Here is a 16,813-nt window from a genome sequence, read left to right on the forward strand (position 1 = left end):
TATCCGTGAGCAGAAAGTATTTCTCGCCGCGCTTTAACCGAGCAAAAAATCCTGGACGTCCACAGTGCTCACTAAGCTATTAGTCACCAAAACACCGATACCCAATTCGGGGTCGAACGTGGCGTCAAATACAAAACCGATGTCGCGCTCGTCACCGTCAAAATTGAACATCACCTTAACGCACCTCAGCACAAGCAAATCCCGAAGACCACCGACTGTTTCGATTTCTGGAGTTTTGACGTTGGCCTCGTCGGGACTGAAACACTCACGATAGCGCTCGATATTTTCGGTGTAGAACGCAAAAAGGGCCTGCTCCACCCTCTGGCAGATCAGCTCTTTATTTGACTCAAACTCTCTGAAGGCTGCCCGTTGGGCCGGTGAGATCGGATCATCAGCGAACGTCTGAACAACCAGTTCTACGTTGAATGCCGCGGCAAAGAATAAAACCTCGCACTGGCCTTTCCAGATTTCGTCACTGCCTAGACAAAGCTCGCCGAAATCGGGATCTGAGATCATGTTCATTTTTGTTCCCTTCCGATATCTGAAAAACCTGACCCTCTTTTATGAGAGACAGCCCTGTGTTCCTGATACCGCGCTGTCGCGCAGCAAACATTGGGCCTGTAGGAGCACACGAGCACCGCGAGGCCGCAGTTTTCCCCTTACATCTTAGCGTTTGCCTGATCAGAGCCTAATAAAATCAAAGACCTGCTTAAATAATTTTTTTATACCTGATGACGCTTCCAGTTGACTAAGAGCCTCGTTAGCAGTCAGTGGCATATCATAAGGCTTAAACCCTCGCAAAATTGCAATACCATACAATGCATGCTCATCATCGTCCGAGTGCTCCCAGTGCGGCACATGACCTATTACTTTATACACTTTGAAAATTTCGTCTTCATATGTCATTAAGTCATATAGATACTCAGGCGCATCGAGCAGTAAAACTGCTTGAGCACACCAAGTATTAAATTCTTCTTTTGTTATGGCGCCACAGAAAAGACAGGTAATCACAAACGCTATCAATTCGTCACTGTAGCAATCCGCCTCGTTTAAATTCGCTTTCATTGCGCCCCTAACATCGCCTGCAAGTTTAGTCCAAGCGCTTTACAATACCATCTGACGACCGTAGGAATAAAACGTCGCCCACAATCGTCAATGCCACCTCTACAACTGCGTCAACACCCACCGAGGCTCAAACAACCTGTTCAAAGCCTAACCCAGTTACGCCGACCGACTCAAAGGATTTTTTTATCGTCTCACTCACAACAATCGCGACTTGAAATTTAGCCACCCTAAATATATCCACACCCGCTATTTTTGATGGATCTAGCGTCAAATGCATAAAACCCCGGTACTGCCCTGCCTTGTCTGGTCTTATCGGATCATTAACTTCAAACTTTCTAAACTCCGATTTGGTTTCGTCTACACAATCTACCAGTTTCGAAACCACGGCAATGTAAAAATCTTTGCTGCTTATCGGAGACATTATTGATACCGAGATGAATTCCAATCCAGGCAAACCAATCAGAATATTCTTCACCTTATCGCTAACTATGGGAACTCCATACACTTCGGAAAAAGTAAAGTCTAGCTCCACACCATAGTGACATAGCTCGATCTCCTTGGGTCCCGCGATACCACCCTGGCTAACGAGCATCCAGTTATCAACATCCAAGACGTCTCCAAGCAGCCATCTACCTGTGTACTGAACGTCATCTGTTAGGCGATAGTAGTTCATGCATTACTCTTTCCGTACCTAGAAAATCGTGGTCTGACCCGTTTTCCCTCTTTGCCCAAAGGGTCGACCCTTACGGCAAGAAATCGGGACGTGACACCTTCGGCATATCGTCGTAAGCCTTTAAGACAGTTTGCAAGGGGGTCAGTGTTTGATCGTAATGCCAGTGAACGATTTTCAACCACGTAGCGGCACGAATATATTGCCCGCCTCCTAACCACGTTTCTTGTAGGTTCGCTTGAAGCATTTTCCTGCCAGCCTTCAGCAAATCATCTTCATCAAACTGCTGAGTGGCTGTCCGGTGAAGACATAACGCATAGCCGAAGTCTCTGGGTTTCAACGCTTTTGATAGCGAGACCTCTGTCTTACCCGTCCAACGCTGATACATCTCGATGCCCGCCTCAAAGCCTTCGTCATGCTCCCCGCCTTGGTAGGCAAAAGCCATATAGTCGTCCAAACCACTTTTGACGATCTCGTGCGCGGACCATGGCCGAGGCTCATAACGCCAGCGCGCTTTCTCATACACACGTGCCAGGTCCCACTCGCCTTCAGAATCCCAGCCCGTGTCCATCCACTCACCCAAAGCTTTAGCCCAATCTAACGTTGCCCTGTGAGCATTGATGTCTGGCCCAAACTCCTCGTCGATTACTATGGCCTTGTCTATCCATTGCAGAGAGCGGGGAAGTACGGGGGCAATCTCGCCGTGGAGCCCTACAAGCCATGCTGAAATCACATCGGACAAATCAGAACTGGCAACATTCCCCATTGGCCGCCGTGGATCATACTGCGCCTCTAATTGCCACTTAAGCATTCCCTCACTGAAACCATTAAATCGGGTTTTGATGGGGTCAAAGAGCATCATTTATCCTAAAAATATTAAAGGATTGGATTCAAACTGTTATTAAAAAATAAAAACTCAAATAAAGATTGTGGCATGATCCGTTTTTGCTTTGACATTCATCTCCTAATACAAAAAGCAAACTAGTCCGCGCCAAAATGGAACTCCAAAACAAAGTGTTAGCTTAAAAGTCGATATAGAAACGAAGAAAAATTATCACAAACCTTCCGAAGGCTCATATCAGAAGAATCAACCTCCACGACGGCCCAACCATCACACCTATCAAAACCGACAGTGTGTCCCTGCATGTCGTCTCCGAAAAAAATGATATTTTTAAATAGTTCAGCTGTCTCTGCGTCAAAAATATCGCAGGGATCAAGAAAACCCTCGTAAAGCATGAAACCTACAGCTTTTATTTCGCCGACACCATAATCTTTCGTAAAATGTATATAGTCCCTTGGTACGTCATGATTAAGTTCAAGAAAGGCTTTTAAACTCTGTGTTCCCGCCACACAAAGACCATCAAGAAAGTGCTCGTTTTTCTTTTGCTTTAAAAATAATTCAAAGTTTTTCATAGCTTCTACTTATTGGTTATTTTAGAAATTTCGATATCTTATTCGCTTTATACGTCTTGGGGCTGGTCGCGATTTCAGAGATAGCTAATCTTATTATCAAGCTACAAATTTGATTCAGCGTTATTTTATCGGAAACTCCTCCAGTTCAACGACAACGAGTTGCGACTCTTCCAAGACTGCAAAATCATCAGAATTATCATGAAGCCCGTGCGACACGACAAAGCTTTTTCCTCTGGAAAAAGTAAAACGCAAGCCTACTTCACTAGGCAGTTGGTGTTCCTTCGCAGTCATGTGTGTGCGCTTAAGTATTGTCACGCCTATTAAGCGACAACCCACAATTTGCGCCCAAAAGACAGTAGAAAATTTTCCAGACTCGGGGATAGGAAACAGTTCGTCGTCGCCCTCCAATAAGGTGTTAACTTGACTCTCGCCCCTTGCAGCCTCATCCCAAATTATAATGCTGTTCAGAGAGGGGTCACTCGAAAGGCCGACAATTTCACCGTCCTCAAAATAGATGGCTAACGGTCCTGCCGTCAGTGAAAAAGCCATCTGATCCTCAACACCACATTGAGCAGCAACCTCAACCGCTGGCCACCAACTATACCTAACCAGTTTAATTACCTGTTTACCCGTGAGCCATCGAAGAAAGCCACTTGCTTCAGACGGTACCATCGAATTCATATTTTTCAGCGCCGATTAAAAGAGAATTGGGGCCTGACTTTATTAAGCCGATAAAAATTCTATGCCTGCTTACTTGGGCTCACCACCATTGACTCTCTCACACGAGAAATCGTGGCCTGACCCCGTTTTTTCTCCATATCATTTTTTCAATTGAATGAAATTATTCTTTTCTCTAAGAAATCGATAAAATCTTGCGCATACAAACTAGAAGTTTGATTAGAAAGATCAAGCCTATAAACAGGATACTCCCCATCGTTGGGACCATCGTCCGTGGCAAAATAAAATGATTCCCCTGCACCCGCCGGCTCACAGATAAATAGCCTCTCCCTCCCACATAACCCATTTCGACCGTTAACGATTGACATATAAACGATATCACCACCACCTACACTATCAAAATCCATTTCGTAAATACTATAAATCTCCTCCCCAGATATTTCCCCGCCAGAATAACACTTCAACCACCATTTATAGCTATCAGGCAATCTCAACCCGAGGCGAGTTTCAGCTTTATCAATCCACTCATCAGCAATACCGTCTCCATAATCAGCAAACTCAACGAAATCCGACTCTTTAACAAGATCAATTATTCTTGAATAATCCACACCTAATTACTCCCCGTCCGAGCCCGCAGCTTCCAATAATTCGACTAATAAGAGTTGACTCTTTAGCCTGTTTCGTAAGAATATCGTGGTCTGACCCCGTTTTTTTCAGGCCCCTTGGCACCTGTAAAACTCTCATCATTAGCAGCTAACGTACCGTCACCTACTACTTTTTTTCTCCAGACGGCAAACCGCTCTCAGTTCCCTTTGCACCAAATTATTTATCTTTATAGCGAATATCCTCTTGCATAAGCCGTAAAACCTCAGACCAATTCCATAGTATCCCTGGAATGTGATTCTCAGGCACCATCTTTCCGCGCTCACTTTCAGGAAAAATCTTCATTGCCGATTCGCAATGGCTATAGAACAAATTGAAGCAATCGCCTGCAATATTATCTAGAACGATGAAGCTCTGCGCTTGCTCATCTAGAGCCTCGTATATCTTTCTCATACAGCTATATTGATCATGAGTAAAGAGTGCTCTTGTACCTTCGACAATACAATCAAACACCCCCCCTGAAGTCCCCCAGCCTGAAGACTCATTTATTGATATATACATACCCATAGAAATCACCGCAAAATTAATATTTTTTTTATTTTGTTGCTCTTGTGGCAGCAACTTAATCCAGCTGTTGACCATCACTTGGTTACCGGGCGTAAGATTTCTATAGTCGATAGGAACTATATCAGCTTTATTTAAGTGATCGATGAGCTGCCTTTGATTTTGCGATGCATTATTTGAAAAAAATTTATTAATTTGCGAGGATCGACTTGAGTCAGTTCACATAAAGTCAACCGTTTTCCCAGAATATGGCCCATCGGTAAATACAAAGTCAGGATTTTTTTGTCCTAAGGTAGGCTTTACCCGTTCCAACGTACTTCCAAACGTATTTTCTAGCTGAACGGCTGCTTGGCCCTAACATAATTTACCGGACAGGGGGCAGACACCCGAAGTCTCCGCCAACTATAAAATTTGCGTTATCCCAAGCCAGCGTCGCTTTTGCACCTGTTCAACCCTTCAATGCTGGCAAAGACAGGACTTCATCGTACTGTGGCCAGTCTTCCCTTGCGCGTTTGAGCACACCTTGCATCAACTCGTCCAACTCAGGCACGGGCTGCTCGGGCGGCAATTGGTCATAGGGCGCGGCCATCAGCGGATGATCAATCTGCTGCGGGTTGGCTAAACCTTCCCACTGGCGCAGGCGCAGGATATAGAGAATTTCCACCGGCACGCGCTCCAAGTGCCAGTCCTGATTGAAGTCGTAAGAATTCTTCTGGCTTTCTTTGCCGGTTTGCCAAGTGTGGCGGTCACACGCGGCCAACAGACAGGGCATCAGGTCGTCGGGGCTGGGAGTGCGCCACTTGATCAACAAGGCTTCGTAGATGGGTTCGTCGTAAGCATAAGCAGGCCATTGATGCGAGACATCGCCCACCCAATCGGCAAACACACGCAGCATAAAGGCTTGGGCGCGGCGGTGCTCCTCTTCATACTCGATGACCAGTTGATGACCACGGTTGAGCGCCGCATGGGTGAGATAGCCCTGATGGATGACGGCATCCTTCCAGCCCAGGATCGCCATGGCGGCCATCATATTGGTGGCGGTTTGGATGCTGTAGTTTTGGCGGCGTCGATCATTGCCTGCCGCTTTGGCAATAATGTCGAACTGGCCCGCCCAGAAGAACAACTGCCAAATTCCTACTTGGTAATAACGCAGCCAATGGGCCAATTCCAGAAGCCATTGCGGATTATCTGGTGCGGCCGCCAATACCTTGTGGGCTCGTGTGACGGCCATCCATTCGGAGCTGCTACGCGTAACGTTGTCACTATTCGGTACAGGCATTGATGGCTTCGCAAATGCATCGCCGCGCTCAACATATTCACGGATGCCGTTCAACTCGTATTCATCTGAGACGTGTGGCCCCTTGGCTATGCGCCCCAGCACACTTTTGTAGGAGGGCCATTTCGGGTTTACGTCCGAGCGCTCGCACTGAATTACTTCCTGGTCCATGGTTCCACCTTAACTTCTGCTACACCTGTTTTACTGGGGGCGGGAACACCGACTTTGACTGTTACACCTTGAACCTTGGCTTTTCCTGAATCCAACGCCGCTTGCAAAGCATCGCGTAAAGCAGGATCAAAGTCGGCAATTGATTTATTACCCAGCCCCCCTCCAACCGCGTCCTCGGGTCCCCATGCGGCGTACCGGCCTTACTCACGCCATCCACCGAAGACTTCGCATCCATCACCACAACGGTAATCGTATCGCCATTGATCGCCACCGCTGAGCCATCACAGCCATGGTTACTACCGTTGCAATGGCTTGAAATTGAGGCCGGTTTTTCCGTTAAGGGTCTGAAGGGCCAGTTGCTCGCCCAACACTCCATCATTTACAAGCGAACCGGTCTTCCAATTGGGAGGTGCGACAACGGGATACTTTCACATGTCTGCCCAAACAGGTCTTCAACCCGACTGACCTTGGGAGGGTTGATTGCATCAGGAATAACCAGCCCTGGTGCTTTTTCCCTTTTCAACCCTTCAATGCTGGCAAAGACAGCACTTCATCGTACTGTGGCCAGTCTTCCCTTGCGCGTTTGAGCACACCTTGCATTAACTCGTCGAACTCAGGCACGGGCTGCTCGGGCGGCAATTGGTCAAAGGGCGCGGCCATCAGCGGATGATCAATCTGCTGAGGATTGGGCAAGCCTTCCCATTGGCGTAGACGCAGTATGTAGAGGATTTCCAACGGCACGCGCTCCGTGTGGCAATCCTGATCGAAATCGTAAGAGTTCTTTTGGCTGTCTCTGCCGGTTTGCCAGGTGTGGCGGTCACATGCGGCCAGCAGGCAGGGCAACAAGTCGTCGGGGTTGGCGGTGCGCCAGTTGGCCAGTAGAGCTTCGTAGACAGGTTCATCATATGCATAGGCTGGCCACAGGTGCGATACAACCCCCACCCAATCGGCAAACACGCGAAGCATAAAAGCCTGGGCGCGGCGGTGCTGCTCTTCGTACTGGATCACCAACTGATGTTCGCGATTAAGCGCCGCATGAGTGAGATAGCCCTGATGGATGACGGCATCCTTCCAACCCAGGATCGCCATCGCGGCCATCATGTTGGCACCGGTTTGGATGCTGTAGTTTTGTTGGCGTCTGTCATTACCTAAGGCTTTAGCCAAAACGTCAAACTGCCCCGCCCAAAAGAATAATTGCCAAACACCTACCTGGTAGTAGCGCATCCAGCGAGCCAATTCTTGCAACCATTGCGGGTTGTCTGGGGCAGTGGCAAGTACTTTATAAAGTCTTACCCGCGCCATTTCTTCTGAGATGCTATCTGTCGCATTATTTTTATTTGGAACCATCATCGGAGCAGTGGGCGTTGCATCCTCCCTGGTGATGTATTCGCGTATCGCGTTGACATAAAACGCGTCCTCAACATGCGGCCCTCTAGCGACGCGAGCACATACGCTCTTGTAGGAGGGCCACCTTGGGTTCACACCCAAGCGTTCACATTGATTTATTTTTTGGGCCATGGTTCCACCTTGATTTCTGCTTGACCTGTTTTACCGGGTGCTGGCAAACCAATTTTAACGGTAACGCCTTGGACTTTGACTACACCGTTTTGCAGTGCGGATCCCAGGGCTTCAGCCAACTCAGGATCGGATTGGGTTTATCTAACCACTTCTCAATCTCGCCGCGGGCTTCCCAACGCCTCAATCACGCCCTTCACAGAAGACTTGCATCCATCACCACCACTGTGAGCGTATCGTCTATATACGGAGATCCGAGCCAAATACTCCGTCAATAAAAAGCCAAAACCACTCAACGCTCAATAAAAATACTGAATAAGTCAGCTGCCTCCAACTGCATCAGTTTTGCATGACCTCTGGCTTTTAAAGCAACATTCTTCCAGGCACATCAGTTCCATTTGAAATCCGGCTCAATGATACATTCAAGTCCAGCAAAACTAAGAATGTTTCGTATGCGCAAAACCTCCACCGCCTGTCCATTAAACACTGTAAAACGACCTTTCTGAAGCGTTTTTCTGGACATTATAAAATTATAGCCTGTCACTTCAGACACAGCCCTTACATGAGCCTCATCGTGATAGTTACCACTGCAACTGACTTCATACGTTGCCTCATCAAGCCTAATACCCGAGAGGTTTGTTGTCACTATAGACCAGCCACAATCAGCGCACCTGAATCCTTGAGCGCTACCCTCTTTGAAGGTTTTCAACTCACTTCCACATCGCTCACAGTTCATAAAAGTTTTTCATTCTGACTTAATAGTCTTAAATTCCTTAAACACTCCCTGCCTTGAACAATCAGGAGTGGAGAGTCGGGGTTGAAGAATCGGGGGCAGACCACCATTAAATACATCACGACCGGTGATCAGGACGCCATTGGGAGCCCGGCGGTTGTTGGCATAGGGGCGTATTCAGAGCTAGCGATAACTATTAAAAAAACTGAAGCCACCTGATTAGTATCCGCACCTGTTACGCGCATGGCACTCGACGCTGCGGGAGAACAGCGGATGATCGCAAAAATAAATGCCGAATTATTAAAGAGCTTGTTATCTCGCCGTAATCTGTTCCCGGCGCAATGCGACTTCAATGCTTTTTATTGTGGTCTGACCCCAGTTCCCTTTGCCTTTTACTCTAGACAGATGTGGTGACAGGCTCCAATGAAACCGCCATTTCTAACGGAACTTCCAAATAGTTTATGCCGCCGTCCGGTGCAGGCTGTTTTTTTAATTCATCTAGAGCAAAAACAATCTGCACTCGGCATCCAACTCGGAAGAGTGAAATATCCGTCTTATCGTTGACATGAATACCTTCAGCACGAACTGAGCCATCATCCAAAAGTAAATCGATACCATTGTTTTCGTTGCCGCCGTCCTGGCCTGCGACATACGCACGCTGAACGATACCAGAAACGAACAATAACGGCATTTTTCGCTGCTGGATATTTACCCACCACTCTGGCGACCCATATAGCCCATATGTGCCTTTAAGTCCTAGTGCGGGTTTAGATTGATTGACTGTAAGCGCTTGTGCCGCTGCAACCCGCTCCGGGTCAGCCTTTAGCTTTTCGGAGTGCTTATATACCAACTTCAGCGGCCCGCTCGCCTTTTCTAAGCACAACAACATCAATGACCTCCTTTAGGGATCCACGCAAAGTCCACAATGTTCTGATTGAGGATATCGATAGCCTTGCCTTGCCCAAGCTGCGTCGTCATCTGTCCGCCCTCAACTTTGAAGCGCGCATTTGTTTGCATCCAACTTCCTGTCTGAGTTGACATATTGGGGGAGAATCGGGGTCAGACCACCATTAAATACATCACGGCCGGTGATCAGGACGCCATTGAGGGCCAGGCGGTTGTTGGCACAGGGACGTATTTAAAGCTAACGATAACTAGTAAAAAAGCTGAAGCCACCTGCTTAGTATCCGCACCTGTTACGAACATGGCACTCGACGCTACGGGAGAATATCGAATAATCACAGAAATAAATGCCGAATTATTAAAGAGCTTGCTATCTAACCGTAATCTGACCGGCGCAATGCGACTTCAATTCTTTTTATCGTGGTCTGACCCCGTCTCTCCCTCTCTTCCGAGTCAAACCAATCTCATCCCTCACTATTCACTTCAAACTTTTAAGAAAATCGGGATCAATCCAAACAGACTCAACTTGCCCTTCTTTAAGCTCTATACTATCGGGATCAAACGGTACCAACCCGTCTAAAAACTTTTGAATATCGCTTGCCAAAAAAGTCATTTCTGCCGGTTTTTCGTGATCCCAAAAGAAAACACCCTGCCCTTGATTGAGATCAATCACAACATAATTACCACCTTCCGCGATAGCAACCGGAAAAGCTTTGCTTCCGATACAATCCAAAAACTTACGCTCATCTAAGACTTGAGCTAGACAAATCAGTTTATTAACACCTGACTCATTACCGTCACTGACCGAAAAAGTATTCGTTTCAGGCTTCGAACCGTTGAATTCTAGAAAAAAATCAACCACTTGATCCGGTAGTAAACAACCAAAAGCTCGCGAGAAATCGCATATCTCTTTTTTGTTGATCGCTTTTACATTAGAAAATCTTATGCGTATCACTAGCCCGCCCTAAATCATTGATTAGCATTATCGCAAGCCCACCGGCACGGACCCCAGGCTCTATCGGATAAGGTGGTTCGGTAAGCGCTATAAGCCTCTCCCATATGTCAGCGCCGTCCAGTTTCGTATTTAAGCAAAACTTGCTCCTCACGCGACTGCAAATAATTGGTCATGCGCTACGCCTCGGCTCCATCAAAACGCTAAGCGCAAGAAAATTCTCTGAAGACCATTCCATTAATGGGTTCATCGCCTCAATCTCGAGCATCAATGCTTCGCGTGTTGCATTATCGTGGCCACTAAACCATGCCCTGAAAGTAGTTTGCCCAGCATGTTTAACTACTCGTTGGAGTACAAAGTCAACATCCGTTTCCACTTCGTCGCCTAGAGCGATGTCTTGAGCAAAGAATGTGATGCAGCACAGGATAAATCTGTGAGCAGCTGTTTTTTGACCCCATAATTGCTCCCATTCGTTACGTCCATCCGTAACTCCAAGATGAGCAACAAATATGAAATTGGCACGATCACGCCAAACAGGCGTCTGGTGAACAGCTTCATATTCTCCGGTCTGATACTTCATTTGTATCCTCTACTCATTTACCAGTGTGAAGGGGGCAATTCACCACAATACCCTAGCGGGGGATTGACAGAGAAGAGAATAGGAAGCAGACCATTATTAAGCCGATGAAAATTTATGCCTGCTTATTTAGGTTCACACGGATGACTCTCTCACGCGAAAGACTGTGGTCTGACCCCGTTTTTTTAGTCCTCCTTTGAAAACTCTTTTAAATACGCCTCCTTAAAATCACCAAGCAGAACCAACGCACTGCAGACATCCTTAACTTGGCATCCACTTTTATTTATGCAATCAATTACATAATTATCACCAGCCTTTATTGCTCGCATAGCCTCATCTAGCGTAAAAACGCATGCTCGATGATACTCTTCATCACTTACACCAACAGAAGCCATAATTTCCGCTGCTTCTTCAATAGTTTGCTGATTTACAGTCGCCGCAAATAAATCATTGAGATTTTCTTTCCAGTTAAAAACACTCACATACACCTCCACTACAATGGATGCGCGGTATGGATCAAGTAACCGCCCTTACCGTCTGGCATTAAAACCAAATTAACTTTGGGCATGGAATTTTTAATTTCAACAACTGGCCTACCGTTCGTCAAAACCTCAAAGCCGCGCCCTAAACTCCCCAATTCTGGATCGGCTTCAAAGGCTTTGTGGAGAATCGGGGTCAGACCGCTATTAAATACATCACGACCGGTGATCAGGGCGCCATGGGGGGCTAGGCGGTTGTTGGCATAGGGGCGTATTCAGAACTAGTGATAACTATTAAAAAACTGAAGCCACCTGATTAGTATCCGCACCTGTAACGCGCATGGAACTCGACGCTGCGGGAGAACAGCGGATGATCGCAAAAATAAATGCCGAATTATTAAAGAGCTTGTTATCTCGCCGTAATCTGTTCCCGGCGCAATGCGACTTCAATGCTTTTTATCGTGGTCTGACCCAAATTTACTCATACGTCGTTACGCCATGACTAAACTGCCGGAGCTTAATGATGGCTAGACCGGGCCCTTGCCATTCTCAGTGCTGACAGGTACACGCGTATTGGGCTGAGTCACGTCATAAACATGCTGTTCGCAGGCCTTCCCGACAATCACAAATTCAACCAGATAGGTTTTCTGCTTTTCAGGTTTGAACATCGAACGCATGGGGCCGCAGTCGTACACAACAGAGTCTGGGAAAAGCCCGTTCTCCTGGATGACTCTGGACTCACCAATCACCTCTATGGATTGACCGGGATCTGCCTGTACTTCGAGTTGAGGGAAGCGTTTTACTGCGGCGCTGTTGGCCACCTCGCTCATCTTGGCAATCCAGCCAAAAACCTTGCCACGACCGGAATCGACCACACGCCCCAGAACCTCTGGGCGCTGATCAGGGTCAGCAGAACGGCGCACCGAGAATAGAACCGGATAAGTGAAGCCGGTGGACCTCATGATGACTTTGGCGTGCTCAGCATCCGCGACCACCTGTTTTTGCTGCAGCTGAACGCCGTCTTTGAGCAGCGTTGGTGCGGAGCTTCTGACATTGGATTGGCATCCTGCCAAGGCCGCAACCAACATTAGGAGTGTCACTTTTTTCACTGCTGCCTCTCCGTCAAATACAAAAAATATTTAAATGTACTGAACCAAGGGTGTGGCGATTACGAAACAATCGTGGTCTGACCCCGTTTTTTTTCGCTACACCTTTCAGTAACAGCATTCGGGCTGTATGGATCATCAACGATAGTTGGCTTACCGCCACTGAATCCACTAGAACCGCCACCTTTTGCACCATTTTACAGCAGAAGAATATCGGACTGACCCTATTGCCTACCTCTCTTCTAAAAGTGCTGAAACAACCCTTACACAAAAGAGTTTCATTTCGAACTCATCTATAAGATGCTCGCCGCCTCCAGGCCGATAAAGCGAGAGCTTTTCCTGCAGCTCATCAAAGAGGTTTTCAAACTTACCAAAACCTTCATTTCCTTCAATTTCATCCAGAAGAGTTTCCGTATCTTTTGCCCATTGAACCGAAATATTAGAACCACTCACAAATCTATCCAGATGCTCAATCAAATTATTTATCGTCATTTTTTCTTTACCGGATTAACAACCGTGATAATACGACCCCCATCCACAGCAATTTGAGCTTTAGGATATTTAGAGTTCATGAGCGTAACTGAGGTACCACGATCATCTATTTTTATTTTTTTAATTTTATCTGCGGTATCAATAAAATCCTCTACTTCCAGAATGGTCATCGACTCTCTGCCTTTAGGCGGATTTACCATACGATCCGCAGCATGAAAGTTAATTTGCTTACCACCAGGTGTCATAGCGGTACCAAGCAACTGCTTAGTAGCGAATTCCCCATCAAAAAGAACAGGCAAATTATTCTTACTAGTTCCGACTACTTCTTTTGCACCACCCGCAACATCATCTACCGCACTGCCCGCACCTTTCCCCTCGACCTTCAGCAGGCTGTACTCGCCCGACGCGAGCTTGCCACCCAACCTCCCGAGCGCGATCCCCGCTGCGACTTTAGCAGCCGTAGTCCCGTAGTCAATCATCGGACTGACGTCGCCGGGATAGGTATTGATATCCATCGACGCCAGGACAGTGGCACCCTGCGTGCCCTTATAAGGCGCGAAGACCTGTCGGGTTGCCTCCAGGCTTTCCATGGCTGAATAAGTACCACCCGCCAGGGAAAGTGCCGGGACTGTGCAACCGATGACAGTAATACAGGCAGGCGCTGTTATTACGGCGCCTGCATAACCACCCACAGCTGCAGCCGCACCAGCGATGGCAGCACCGGCATTGCCACTACGCCTGATAGACTCGTCATTCTTCAGCAGTGCGTCGTTAGACTTATCCCACGTCGAGTATTCGCCGAACACTCCTGTGGCTTTCAGTTGATTCAATTCAGCCGTATAGCCAGCGCCATCGGTTTCCATTTTCAGAAGTTTGTCGTATCCATCCCCCCCAACTGGAACAGAGGCACTGCATTTCACCAACGCACAGGCTGCGGCGTCCAGGCGATCAGCGTTTGCAGGGTTTTCCTCACGGAGCTTCGTGAGCACAGCACTTTCGTTGTTGTGCAGTTGGCGGTTGTACTGGTCCGCGATCTGCGCAACTCTCGAGGCGGTATTAACATCACCACCGGCTAGGCCCGCAGCGGTCAAGCCGACAATTTGTGACGCGCCTTCTCGAAATTCAGGATGTGACTGAAAAGTCTCATTCAAGACCTTGGCCATCGCCTGACTTGCACCCGCAGCAACCGCACCTGTAGTGAAGTCACCGCCAGTGGCCGAGGACATGGCGCCGCCCATAAAGGCATGCATCGCCGTGCGCGCTGCACCACCTTCTTCCCAGAGCGCTTTACCTACAGCGTCATTGGCTTTCGCGGCGGCCAGATATTCATTCTGGGCGTAGGTGCCGACATAGTTAAAACCGATTGCCCCGGCGACATTGCCCGCCTGATAGACAAGGTCATCAAGAACGTTGTCTCCCAAGCTACCGCCGTTAATGGCTGTCTTGATGGTTCCGGAAGCGACGCCTTGTACGCCTGCGTGGAGGGCGAAACCTCCCACTTCTTCAATTGAGGATAAATCAAACCCCTTGGTGAGGCTGTTGTAGGGCTTGGTCGTACCGCCAAAGTTAGGATCGATTACACCCGCGGTAAAACCAGCGGTAGCGCCGGTGATAGCAAGCCCCTTCAGGTTGTCGCTGCTAAACGTATCTTTGAAAACGCCACCGAGATTGCCTTTGTTGTTGATCGTGCTGACAACCGTTTGGGAAGTCAGCGACGTCAAAGTCGCCACCGTTGCGGCTTGGGCAGCGCTACCTATCGTCAGTGCGGTGGTAGCAGATATACCTGCTGATGCAGCAGCGCCGCTGGCAGCTGAACCTGCCGCAAAACCCGCTGAAGCGAACGTACCAGCGCCAGCCGTCACCGCAGTCACGATGATAACGATCGCCAGCATTGCGCCCTGGCCCAAACTGGAGTTGCTGTACTTGAAGGAGTCGTGGACCTCCTTAATTTGCCTCCAGTCCACATCACCGCGTTTTTCGGCGTCTTTGAGCCACGCCAGTTGCGGGTCGGCTTTGACCATTGCATCAATGGTCTGGGTTACCGTTTGCCGATCAACTTGCTTTACATCGATCTTCAAGCCATCAACGGCTTTGATAGCCAACGTACCTTGGGCAATCAACTGGCTCTGACGCAGGGTTTCGTCGGTATGGCCTTTGCCCTTCATGGAGTTCCAGACGAGACTGCTGCTGCTCTTCTCGTGACTCTCCTGATGCAGATCTTTCACACCCTCAAAGGTGATCGCTCCACCGCTCTCCAGCGTCAGGTCCTTGCCGCTGTTGAGCTTGGCAACCTGATAAAGCTGATCGCCTCCACTGGCTAGCAGGAGATTGCCGCCTGTGGTTATTTCGGTGCCGACGTAGTTGACCTTGGTGACTTCGTCACGCTGGGTTTTCTTCGACCCGAAGCTGCCCTTCTTTTTCATGTCGTACAGCGAATAGTCGCTGTCTTGGGCGGCCTGCAGGTTCAGGGAGTTGCCAGCGTAAACATATGCCTGGTTACCGGCCGTGATCTTGCTCGAAACTAGCGCCATGTCCTGCCCGGCACGCAGCGCTACGTCGCCACCCGCCTTAAGCACACTCGACACCTGGCTCACATGATCTTCCTGAGCCTTAACCTTTTTGCTCTTGCTGTACGAATGCTGCTCATCCGCCGCGGAGGCGATGTTGAGGTTTTCGGCGGCGTCCAGGGTCAGGTTGCGCTTGGCGCTGATCTGGCTGGCGACGGCGCTGATGTTGCGCGCGGCGACGACCTGGAAGTCGCGACCGGCTTCTACCACAGAGCCGTATTGGGTGATGTTCTGGCGGGTCGAACGCGTGCCGACGGCGCCGCTGTTTTCTTGTTGGGCGGAGACGATGTTGACGTCGCGTCCGGCCTGAATGGTCGTGTCGCCGCCACTCTTGATCGCGCTGCCGATGCTGTTGACGTCGCGTTTGGCTTGCATCGTCAGGGTGTCGGCGGCTTCGATGCGTGCAGCGTTGTTGACGAACTGGGTGCGCTCGGAACGGTAGCCGCTGTCGCTTTGGTGCGTGGTGACGCTGCGCTCGTTGAGCAGGTCGCCATTGACGGCGACGAGGTCGACGTTGCGCCCGGCGATCACACCGCCTGCGGTGTTGGTCAGGTTGTTGTTGGCGCGCATTTGCAGCAGGTTGCCCGCTTCGACCAGGCCTGAGTTGGTCAGGTTGCCGCCAGCGCTGACGCCAAGGTTGTTGGTGGCGCGCAGGGTGCCGCTGTTGTTGAGGTCACGACCGCTGAACAGGGAGACGTCGTTGCCAGTGATCAGTGCACCGTTAGGAGCGAGTCGGTTGTTAGCCTGGGCCATGTACAGGACAGGTACGAGTACTTTTTGACCCGAGACTTCGTGCTGTTCCATCCACACGATGTCGTGGGTCAGCGCTGCGACTTGCTCGCCTGTCAGGCTTACGCCCACCGACAGGTTGCGTAAATAGGGGGCAGATTACGATTACGGGTTTTATTTAAATAGCCAGACTTCGGAAACTTAAAAAATCGTATTATTTTTCGAAAAAATAAATGCCAAATTATTAAAGAGCCGAGTATAGAAATCTAACACCACCAAACAACAACAAAATCTCTCTTCAGAAAAATCTTGGTCTGACC

At 48.8% G+C, this 16,813-nt stretch carries 17 protein-coding genes and 1 pseudogene; all 18 read right to left on the minus strand.

Going from position 1 to position 16,813, the window contains the following annotated elements:
- Positions 1 to 33 precede the first annotated feature (33 nt).
- Complete coding sequence (locus CKW31_RS02325) at positions 34 to 522, minus strand: hypothetical protein (RefSeq protein WP_095092833.1); 489 nt, start codon at positions 520 to 522, stop codon at positions 34 to 36.
- Positions 523 to 681: 159 nt separating this feature from the next.
- On the minus strand, positions 682 to 1,065 hold the full coding sequence (locus CKW31_RS02330; RefSeq protein WP_095092834.1) for a hypothetical protein: 384 nt from the start codon (positions 1,063 to 1,065) through the stop codon (positions 682 to 684).
- A gap of 127 nt (positions 1,066 to 1,192) precedes the next feature.
- Positions 1,193 to 1,738: an imm11 family protein gene (locus CKW31_RS02335; RefSeq protein ID WP_095092835.1), complete on the minus strand. Its 546-nt coding sequence runs from the start codon at positions 1,736 to 1,738 to the stop codon at positions 1,193 to 1,195.
- A 70-nt stretch (positions 1,739 to 1,808) separates the two neighbouring features.
- Positions 1,809 to 2,594, minus strand: a complete 786-nt coding sequence (locus CKW31_RS02340; RefSeq protein ID WP_095092836.1) for a hypothetical protein — start codon at positions 2,592 to 2,594, stop codon at positions 1,809 to 1,811.
- A 158-nt stretch (positions 2,595 to 2,752) separates the two neighbouring features.
- Positions 2,753 to 3,148, minus strand: a complete 396-nt coding sequence (locus tag CKW31_RS02345) for an SMI1/KNR4 family protein (RefSeq protein WP_095092837.1) — start codon at positions 3,146 to 3,148, stop codon at positions 2,753 to 2,755.
- A gap of 120 nt (positions 3,149 to 3,268) precedes the next feature.
- Positions 3,269 to 3,697, minus strand: coding sequence for a hypothetical protein (locus tag CKW31_RS02350; RefSeq protein ID WP_256582465.1), 429 nt, complete (start codon positions 3,695 to 3,697; stop codon positions 3,269 to 3,271).
- 278 nt (positions 3,698 to 3,975) lie between these two features.
- Entirely contained in the window at positions 3,976 to 4,434 is a 459-nt protein-coding gene (locus CKW31_RS02355) for an SMI1/KNR4 family protein (protein WP_095092839.1), read from the minus strand.
- 214 nt (positions 4,435 to 4,648) lie between these two features.
- Positions 4,649 to 5,332, minus strand: a pseudogene (locus CKW31_RS02360) (hypothetical protein); the annotation flags it as partial.
- Between the two features lie 109 nt (positions 5,333 to 5,441).
- On the minus strand, positions 5,442 to 6,116 hold the full coding sequence (locus tag CKW31_RS02365) for a hypothetical protein (protein ID WP_095092901.1): 675 nt from the start codon (positions 6,114 to 6,116) through the stop codon (positions 5,442 to 5,444).
- Between the two features lie 843 nt (positions 6,117 to 6,959).
- Positions 6,960 to 7,664: a hypothetical protein gene (locus CKW31_RS02375; protein WP_095092902.1), complete on the minus strand. Its 705-nt coding sequence runs from the start codon at positions 7,662 to 7,664 to the stop codon at positions 6,960 to 6,962.
- Positions 7,665 to 9,085: 1,421 nt separating this feature from the next.
- On the minus strand, positions 9,086 to 9,577 hold the full coding sequence (locus CKW31_RS02385; RefSeq protein WP_095092842.1) for a hypothetical protein: 492 nt from the start codon (positions 9,575 to 9,577) through the stop codon (positions 9,086 to 9,088).
- Positions 9,577 to 9,705: a hypothetical protein gene (locus CKW31_RS30010; RefSeq protein ID WP_256582468.1), complete on the minus strand. Its 129-nt coding sequence runs from the start codon at positions 9,703 to 9,705 to the stop codon at positions 9,577 to 9,579. Before CKW31_RS30010 ends, CKW31_RS02385 begins: the two co-directional genes overlap by 1 nt.
- Before the next feature lie 364 nt (positions 9,706 to 10,069).
- Complete coding sequence (locus tag CKW31_RS02390; protein ID WP_095092843.1) at positions 10,070 to 10,546, minus strand: SMI1/KNR4 family protein; 477 nt, start codon at positions 10,544 to 10,546, stop codon at positions 10,070 to 10,072.
- 169 nt (positions 10,547 to 10,715) lie between these two features.
- Complete coding sequence (locus CKW31_RS02395) at positions 10,716 to 11,123, minus strand: DUF4265 domain-containing protein (protein WP_095092844.1); 408 nt, start codon at positions 11,121 to 11,123, stop codon at positions 10,716 to 10,718.
- A 182-nt stretch (positions 11,124 to 11,305) separates the two neighbouring features.
- The gene (locus CKW31_RS02400) at positions 11,306 to 11,602 is read right to left on the minus strand and encodes a hypothetical protein (protein WP_095092845.1); all 297 of its coding nucleotides are present in this window, start codon (positions 11,600 to 11,602) and stop codon (positions 11,306 to 11,308) included.
- Positions 11,603 to 12,126: 524 nt separating this feature from the next.
- Positions 12,127 to 12,708, minus strand: coding sequence for a hypothetical protein (locus CKW31_RS02405; protein WP_095092846.1), 582 nt, complete (start codon positions 12,706 to 12,708; stop codon positions 12,127 to 12,129).
- 228 nt (positions 12,709 to 12,936) lie between these two features.
- Positions 12,937 to 13,197, minus strand: coding sequence for a hypothetical protein (locus CKW31_RS02410; protein WP_095092847.1), 261 nt, complete (start codon positions 13,195 to 13,197; stop codon positions 12,937 to 12,939).
- On the minus strand, positions 13,194 to 16,568 hold the full coding sequence (locus CKW31_RS02415; RefSeq protein WP_095092903.1) for a DUF637 domain-containing protein: 3,375 nt from the start codon (positions 16,566 to 16,568) through the stop codon (positions 13,194 to 13,196). Before CKW31_RS02415 ends, CKW31_RS02410 begins: the two co-directional genes overlap by 4 nt.
- Positions 16,569 to 16,813 lie beyond the last annotated feature (245 nt).

Source organism: Pseudomonas sp. Irchel 3A5 (assembly GCF_900187575.1).
Taxonomy (GTDB): domain Bacteria; phylum Pseudomonadota; class Gammaproteobacteria; order Pseudomonadales; family Pseudomonadaceae; genus Aquipseudomonas; species Aquipseudomonas folii.